A 7,731-nucleotide genomic window follows, 5' to 3' on the forward strand; every position below is an offset into this window, starting at 1 on the left:
CTCGGCGCGCGCATCGCGATCGGCGAGCTGCTGCTGTCCGGTGTCACGTCGTTCGCCGACCACTACTTCGGCATGGACACGATCGCCGAGGAGGTCGAGGTCGCCGGCATCCGCGCCCTCCTCGCCTCGACGTTCTTCTCGTCCGAGGGCGCAGCCGGGCGCGAGCGCAGCGTCGCCTTCGCGCGTGACGCGAACGGCGCGGCCGACGGTCGCATCACCACCGCCCTCGGGCCGCACGCTCCGTACACGGTCGACGACGACGACCTCCGACGGACGGCTCAGGATGCCGAGCGCCTCGGGGTCCGCATCCACATCCACGCCGCGGAGAACCTGACGCAGACGGCGTCGAGCCTCGGTCGCCGCGGCCGCTCCCCCATCGGCATCCTGCACGACACCGGGATCCTGGAAGCCGGCGCGATCATCGCGCACGGCGCGGGTATCGTCCCCGAGGACATCGCCCTGCTGCAGCCCTACGCCGACCGCATCGGCGTCGCGTCGTGCACGAAGACCTACCTGCTGCACGCGCAGGAGGGCACGACGCCTCTGCGCCTGCTGCACGACGCCGGCATCAGCGTGGGCATCGGCACCGACGGCGCGGCGGGGAGCATCACGCTCGACGTCCTCGAGAACATGCGGCTCCTCGGCATGATCGAGAAATACGCGTCGAAGGATGCCACCTGGGCGACGTCCGCACACCTGCTCGACCTCGCAACACGTCAGAACGCCGAGGTCTTCGGGCTCGCCGACCGCGTCGGCTCACTGCGCCCCGGGCTGCGGGCGGACATCGTGCTGCTGGACTTCCGCTCGCCGCACCTGCAGCCCGTGCACGACCTCGCGCACTCGCTCGCGCTGAGCGCGCACCAGGGCGACGTATCGACCGTGATCGTCGACGGCCGTGTCGTCGTACGGGACCGACAGCTGCTGACGATCGACATCGACGCGGCCGTGGACGAACTTTCCGAGCGACTGCCCGCCCTCACCGACCGCTCGCACGGGCGACGCGTGCAGGACTACGCGCCCTGAGCGAACGCCTCGCCGCCGACGCGCTCAGCCGGCGAGGAAGCGCTCCACCTCCGCGGACGCGGCGGCGATGACCGCGGCGAACAGCGTCTCGCCCTTCGCGGCGGTCGCCGGTCGCGGATCGCCGAATACGGCGTTCTCGCCGATCTCGTGCAGCCGCACGGGACGCGTGCCGAAATCGACGGGGAATTCGGGGTACTGCGGCTGCGCCCGGTCGGGGTGCACGAGGTCGGGAGCGACGGCGAGCACCATCGAGGTCTCGATCTCCTCGCCGTGGTTCATGCCCGGCACCGCGGGCGCGGACTCGCGCACGGCATCCGCCGCCTCCGCGAGACCCGGGTGGTCGAGGACCAGGACCCGGATGCCATCGGCCGCCAGATCGCGGGCGGCGGCCGCGAGCGGGAGCCGGTTGCCGAAGTCGCCGTTCACGACGACGACCCGATCGAGTCCGGACGCCACGGCCCCGCGGGCGAGGTCGATCGCGAGCATCCGCACGGTCTCGGGCGACAGGGAGATCGTGCCCGGCCACCCGGACGTCGCCCACGTCTCGCCGTACGCCACGGACGGCAGCAGCGCCCCGTCGTGCCGCTCCGCGAGCTCGCGGGCCACGCGCTCGGCGACCACGGTGTCCGTGCTCAGCGGCAGGTGCGCCCCATGCGCCTCGAGCGCACCGATGGCGACGACCGCCAGGCGCCGGCCGGACGCCACGAAGTCACGGACCTCGTCGGACGTGGCGCCGGCCAGCTCGAGCATCAGGCGTTCGCGTCCTGGCGCTTGGCACGCGAGGCGGCGCGGCCTCGCTCGGTCGCGTCGAGCACGACCTTGCGGATGCGCACCTTCTCGGGCGTGACCTCGACGCATTCGTCGTCGCGGGCGAACTCGAGCGACTCCTCCAGCGTCAGGACGCGCGGCGGGGTCATCGACTCGAAGGAGTCCGAAGTCGACGAACGCATGTTCGTCAGCTTCTTCTCCTTGGTGATGTTGACGTCCATGTCGTCGGCGCGCGAGTTCTCGCCGATGACCATGCCCTCGTAGACCTCTTCGGTCGGCTGCACGAAGAAGCTCATGCGCTCCTGCAGGGCGATCATCGCGAACGGGGTGACGACGCCCATGCGGTCGGCGACGATCGAGCCGTTCTGACGGGTCGTGATCGTGCCGGCCCAGTCGTCGTAGCCGTGCGAGATCGCGTTGGCGATACCGGTGCCGCGCGTGATCGTGAGGAACTCGCTGCGGAAGCCGATGAGGCCGCGGGACGGGACGACGAACTCCATGCGCACCCACCCGGTGCCGTGGTTCGTCATGTTGTCCATGCGGCCCTTGCGCGCGGCCATGAGCTGCGTGATCGCGCCGAGGTGCTCCTCGGGGGCGTCGATCGTGAGGTGCTCGTACGGCTCCTTGAGCTTGCCGTCCTCGCCGCGCTTGGTGACGACCTGGGGCTTGCCCACGGTGAGCTCGAAGCCCTCGCGACGCATGTTCTCGACGAGGATCGCGAGCGCGAGCTCGCCGCGGCCCTGGACCTCCCAGGCATCCGGTCGTCCGATGTCGACGACCTTGAGCGAGACGTTGCCGATGAGCTCGCGGTCGAGGCGGTCCTTGACCATGCGGGCGGTGAGCTTGTGGCCCTTGACCTTGCCCATGAGGGGCGAGGTGTTCGTACCGATCGTCATCGAGATGGCGGGGTCGTCCACCGTGATCGCCGGCAGCGGCCGGACGTCCTCGGGGTCGGCGATCGTCTCACCGATCGTGATGTCGGGGAAACCGGCGATCGCGACGATGTCGCCGGGGCCGGCGGACTCGGCGGGGAAACGCTCCAGCGCCTTGGTCAGCAGCAGCTCGGTGACGCGAGCGTTCGAGTGCGAGCCGTCGTGGCGGACCCACGCGACCGTCTGGCCCTTCTTCAGCGTGCCGTTGAAGATGCGCAGCAGCGCGAGACGGCCGAGGAACGGGCTCGAGTCGAGGTTCGTCACCCACGCCTGCAGCGGCGCCTCGTCGTCGTACGACGGGGCCGGGACGTGCTCGAGGATCGCGCCGAACAGCGGCTCGAGGTCGTCGTTATCGGGCAGGGACCCGTTGTCGGGACGGTTCAGCGACGCGGCACCCGCGCGGCCCGACGCGTACACGACGGGGACGTCGAGCAGCGCGTCGACGTCGAGGTCGGGGACGTCGTCGACGAGGTCGGACGCCAGACCGAGGAGCAGGTCGTGCGCCTCTTCCTCGACCTCGGCGATGCGCGCGTCGGGACGGTCGGTCTTGTTGACCAGCAGGATGACGGGGAGCTTCGCCTCGAGCGCCTTGCGCAGCACGAAGCGGGTCTGGGGCAGCGGGCCCTCCGACGCGTCGACCAGCAGCACGACACCGTCGACCATCGACAGACCGCGCTCGACCTCGCCACCGAAGTCGGCGTGACCGGGGGTGTCGATGACGTTGATCGTCACCGGGACGTCGGTGTGGGCACCGTTGTACGTGATCGCCGTGTTCTTGGCGAGGATCGTGATGCCCTTCTCACGCTCGAGGTCGTTCGAGTCCATCGCACGCTCTTCGACGTGCGCGTGGTCGCCGAAAGAGTTCGTCTGGCGGAGCATGGCGTCGACGAGGGTCGTCTTGCCGTGGTCGACGTGCGCGACGATCGCGACGTTACGGAGGTCAGGACGAAGGGCGTGCGCCATGGAGGGTCTCCAGGAAAATTCGGGGTGGCGCCCGGAATCGGGCCACCCCAGTCTACCGGGCGCCCGCCCCGGTCCCGGCGACGCACGCGAAAGGGGCGGCATCCCCTCAGGAATGCCGCCCCTTTTCGGGGTCCGGATCAGGATGCCGGGGTGTTCTTCAGCAGCTCGTGACGCAGCTCGCGACGGGCGGCCTGCACCTCGACGTCGGGCACCGGGATCGCCGCGATGAGACGCTGCGTGTACGGCTCCTTCGGGGAGCGCAGGATCTGGTCGCGCGTGCCCTGCTCCGCGATCTTGCCGCGGTTGAGCACGACGATGCGGTCGGCCATGGCATCCACGACGGCCAGGTCGTGGCTGATGAACAGGCACGCGAAGCGGTGCTCCTGCTGCAGCTCGCTGAGGAGCTCGAGCACGCGGGCCTGGACCGAGACGTCCAGCGCGCTCGTGGGCTCGTCCGCCACGAGGAGACGCGGCTGCAGCGACAGCGCACGGGCGATGCCGACGCGCTGCTTCTGGCCACCCGACAGCTCGTGCGGGTAGCGGTTGCGGTAGCTGCGCGGGAGGCGCACCTCGTCCAGGAGCTTCTCGACGCGCGCGTCGAGGGCGGCGCCCTTCGCCTCGCCCGCGAGGAACAGCGGCTCGCCGATGGACTCGCCGATCGGGAGGCGAGGGTTCAGCGACGACGACGGGTCCTGGAACACGATGCCCACGCGGCGGCGCAGTGACTTTATGAGCTTGCGCGATCCGCTGGAGATGTCGACGCCGTCGACCACGAGACGCCCCTCGGCGATGGGCTGCAGGCCGATCGCGGCGCGTCCGATCGTGGACTTGCCCGACCCGGACTCGCCGACGAGACCGACGATCTCGCCCTCGGCGATGCCGAGCGTGACGTCGTCGACCGCGCGGAACGCGGCGACGCGACCCTTCTTGCCGTACTCGATCGACACGTTCTGCAGCTCGAGCACCGGGTTGGACAGCGCGGGAGCCGCCGCCGCGAGGCGGAGTGTCTCGGTGCGCGCAGGCCCCTCGGCGACGGCGGCCGCGAGCGATTCCACGACGTCGACCGTCGCCTCGCCCTCGAGCGTCTCACCCAGACGGGGAACGGATGCCAGCAGCTCCTGGGTGTACGGGTCCTGGGGGGCGCCGAGCACCTGCGCGGCGCTGCCCTGCTCGACGATGTCGCCGTTCTTCATCACGACGATCCAGTCGGCGAGGTCGGCGACCACACCCATGTCGTGCGTGATGAGGAGGACGGCCGAGTCCAGGCGGTCGCGGAGGTCGCGGATGAGGTCGAGGATCTCGGCCTGCACCGTGACGTCGAGCGCGGTCGTCGGCTCGTCGGCGATGAGGAGCGCGGGCTCGAGGCTGATCGACTGCGCGATCATCGCCCGCTGGCGCTGACCGCCCGAGAGCTGGTGCGGGTACGACGCGAACGCCTTCTGCGGGTCCGGCAGCCCGACCATGTCCAGCAGCTCCAGCGCCCGCGCCTTCGCCTCGGACGGCGCCATCGTCGTGTGCGCGCGGAGCGCCTCGATGATCTGCGAGCCCACCGTCAGCACGGGGTTCAGCGCGGTCATCGGCTCCTGGAAGATCGCCGCGACCTCGGGTCCGCGCAGCTGACGCATCTGCGAGGTCGAGAGCGTGGTCACCTCGCGGCCGTTGACCTTGATGCTGCCGCGGACCCGGCTGTTGCGCGGGAGGAGGTCGAGCACCGCCATCGAGCTCACGCTCTTGCCGGAACCCGACTCCCCCACCACCGCGACGACCTGGCCGCGGGCGATGGAGTACGTGAGGTTCTTCGCCGCCGGGACCCAGACGTCGTCCACCGCGAAGTCGACGCTGACGTCGGTCATCTCGAGCGCGGGGATTCCCGCCTTCTCGGTCGTGCTCATGAGGCTGTCCTCTCCGTCCCGCGGAGCGGGAGTGAGTGATCGGGGAATGAAAGAATCAGGGGATGCCACGCCAGACGTTCCGTTCGACGTTCACCCGCATCCTGTGCGGCATCGTGTGGGCGGTCATCGCCGCGGTGGCGATCGGTCTGCTGACCGCTCCCGCCGTGACGCTGGCCCCCGCCGCGGTGATCGCCGGTGCGCTCGGCGCCGCGGCGCTGGTCTACGGCATCCTGTGGTCGCCCTCGGTCTCCGTCGACGACGACGGGGTGGAGGTCGACAACATCGTGCTGCGCTACGGCGTGCCGTGGGCGGCGCTCATCCACGTCGATACGCGCTACGCGCTGCAGCTGCACACGCCCGGCCGTCGCATCGCCGTGACCGCCGCTCCGGCGCCCGGTGCGACCGGGTCGCTCCGCGCGGCCCGCGCCTACCGTCGCAGCGAGGGGCAGGTCGCACCGAACACGCGTCCCGGAGAGCTGCCGAACACCGACTCGGGACGCGCCGCGGCCCTCGTCCGTGATCGCTGGCACGCCCTGCGCGATGCCGGCCGTGTCGAGGCCGGCATCGCCGAGACGGTTCCCGTCCGTGTCCGCGCCCGGCTCGACAACCTGCTGGTGCTGGCCGCGGGTGCGGTCGGCATCGTGCTGGCGATCGTTCTGGGCTGACATCGCGGGGACGCCTCGCGTCATGACGACGGCGTCTCCGGGTGCACGCGTCCCTGGACGCTGGCCGGCGCCGTCGTCGAGGGAGCGGCCTGCTCCTTCGTGCGACGCAGCGAGAAGCGCTTCTGACGCGGGTCGAACGCGTCGCGCAGACCGTCGCCGACGAAGTTCACCAGCACCGCGAGGGCGACGATGAACACCGCGGGCCACCAGAACAGCCACGGGCGCGTCTGGAAGGCCGACTGGTTGTCGGAGATGATCAGGCCGAGCGACACGTCCGGCGGACGCACACCGAGCTGGAGGTAGCTCAGCGCCGTCTCGAGGAGGATCGCCGACGCCGCCAACAGGGTCGCCGCGACGATCACCACGCCGATGGCGTTGGGGAGGATGTGCTTGAAGATGATGCGCGCGTCGCTCGCGCCGGCTACGCGGGCGGCCTCGACGAACTCGCGCTCACGCAGCGAGAGGAACTCGGCGCGCACGAGGCGGGCGATCGTCGTCCACGACACCATCGCGAGGAAGAACGCCAGCGGCACGACACCCAGACCACCGGTCGCGCGACCGACGACGGCGCCGATGACGATGACCGGGATGACGATGAACACGTCCGTGATGCGCATCAGCACCGCGTCGAGCCAGCCGCGGTAGTAGCCGGCGAGGGCACCGATGATGGTGCCGACCGCCGTGCCCACGAGGCTGATGATGACCATCACGAGGATCGAGTTCTGGATGCCGCGCATCGTCATGGCGAAGTAGTCGATGCCGATGCGGTCCTGACCGAACGGGTGGTCACCGAACGAGAGCGGCCACAGCGACAGCGTCGGCGCCCCACCGTCATTCTGCGGGTTCAGCGACGTGTAGTCGTACTTCCACCAGCCGGGGATCGGACCGATGCCGATCGCCGAGATGGAGAACAGCGCGAGCAGGATGAACAGGATGCCGGACACGACGGCGATCTTGTTCGACAGGAAGCGCCGCAGGATGAGGCGGCCCTGGCTGACGCCGACGGTCTGCCGCTCGTCGGACGGCGGCGGAGCATCGACGTTCGCGGGCTCGGGGAGCATCTGGGTCATCTGGAGACCTCCGGGATTCGGACGGCGGCGATCATGCGACCACTCGCACGCGGGGATCGAGCACGGCGTAGGCGAGATCGGCCAGGAAGTTGAACAGGATCGCCGTGATGGCGATCACGATGAAGTACCCCATCACGGGGTTCACGTCCACGCGTTGGATCGAGGTGACGAACAACGCGCCCATGCCCGAGATCGCGAAGACCCGCTCCGTGATCACCGCGCCACCCAGGAGCGCGCCGACGTCGGTGGCGACGAGGGTCACGATCGGGATCAGCATGTTCCGCAGGCCGTGCCGCANGATGACCGTGCGCTCCGGGAGGCCCTTCGCGCGCGCCGTGCGGATGTAGTCCTGGTTCATCACCTCGAGCATTCCGGCGCGCGCGTAGCGCGTGTACCCGGCGAACGAGATCAGCAGCAG

At 70.1% G+C, this 7,731-nt stretch carries 7 protein-coding genes; 2 read left to right on the forward strand and 5 right to left on the reverse strand.

Annotated elements, in window-relative coordinates; genetic code table 11:
* The coding region (locus tag I5G_RS17320) for an amidohydrolase family protein (RefSeq protein ID WP_022880192.1) at positions 1-1,023 on the forward strand (1,023 nt) is incomplete at its 5' end.
* A gap of 24 nt (positions 1,024-1,047) precedes the next feature.
* On the opposite strand, the gene I5G_RS23275 is transcribed toward I5G_RS17320, so the two are convergent.
* From I5G_RS23275 to I5G_RS17335, 3 genes are all read right to left on the reverse strand, one after another.
* Positions 1,048-1,773, reverse strand: coding sequence for a creatininase family protein (locus I5G_RS23275; protein ID WP_022880193.1), 726 nt, complete (start codon positions 1,771-1,773; stop codon positions 1,048-1,050).
* Positions 1,773-3,686, reverse strand: coding sequence for a translational GTPase TypA (gene typA, locus I5G_RS17330; protein WP_022880194.1), 1,914 nt, complete (start codon positions 3,684-3,686; stop codon positions 1,773-1,775). The genes I5G_RS23275 and typA overlap by 1 nt, the downstream gene beginning before the upstream one ends.
* 137 nt (positions 3,687-3,823) lie before the next feature.
* Complete coding sequence (locus I5G_RS17335) at positions 3,824-5,578, reverse strand: ABC transporter ATP-binding protein (protein ID WP_022880195.1); 1,755 nt, start codon at positions 5,576-5,578, stop codon at positions 3,824-3,826.
* Positions 5,579-5,640: 62 nt separating this feature from the next.
* Between I5G_RS17335 and I5G_RS17340 the strand changes: the two genes are divergently transcribed.
* Entirely contained in the window at positions 5,641-6,243 is a 603-nt protein-coding gene (locus I5G_RS17340; protein ID WP_022880196.1) for a PH domain-containing protein, read from the forward strand.
* 20 nt (positions 6,244-6,263) lie between these two features.
* Here I5G_RS17340 and I5G_RS17345 read toward each other — a convergent pair whose 3' ends face one another.
* Together I5G_RS17345 and I5G_RS17350 are read right to left on the reverse strand one after the other, a co-directional pair.
* The gene (locus I5G_RS17345; protein ID WP_022880197.1) at positions 6,264-7,313 is read right to left on the reverse strand and encodes an ABC transporter permease; all 1,050 of its coding nucleotides are present in this window, start codon (positions 7,311-7,313) and stop codon (positions 6,264-6,266) included.
* A 31-nt stretch (positions 7,314-7,344) separates the two neighbouring features.
* Positions 7,345-7,731 (reverse strand): ABC transporter permease (locus I5G_RS17350; protein ID WP_026096042.1); only part of this gene is annotated, 387 nt, incomplete at its 5' end.

Origin of the sequence: Microbacterium sp. B19 (genome assembly GCF_000333395.1) — a bacterium.
GTDB lineage: Bacteria > Actinomycetota > Actinomycetes > Actinomycetales > Microbacteriaceae > Microbacterium.

Excerpts from the sequence above, each read along its gene's own strand:
- I5G_RS23275 (WP_022880193.1), bottom strand. The coding sequence starts at position 1,773 with ATGCTCGAGCTGGCCGGCGCCACGTCCGACGAGGTCCGTGACTTCGTG.
- typA (WP_022880194.1), bottom strand. The coding sequence starts at position 3,686 with ATGGCGCACGCCCTTCGTCCTGACCTCCGTAACGTCGCGATCGTCGCG.
- I5G_RS17335 (WP_022880195.1), bottom strand. The coding sequence starts at position 5,578 with ATGAGCACGACCGAGAAGGCGGGAATCCCCGCGCTCGAGATGACCGAC.
- I5G_RS17340 (WP_022880196.1), top strand. The coding sequence starts at position 5,641 with ATGCCACGCCAGACGTTCCGTTCGACGTTCACCCGCATCCTGTGCGGC.
- I5G_RS17345 (WP_022880197.1), bottom strand. The coding sequence starts at position 7,313 with ATGACCCAGATGCTCCCCGAGCCCGCGAACGTCGATGCTCCGCCGCCG.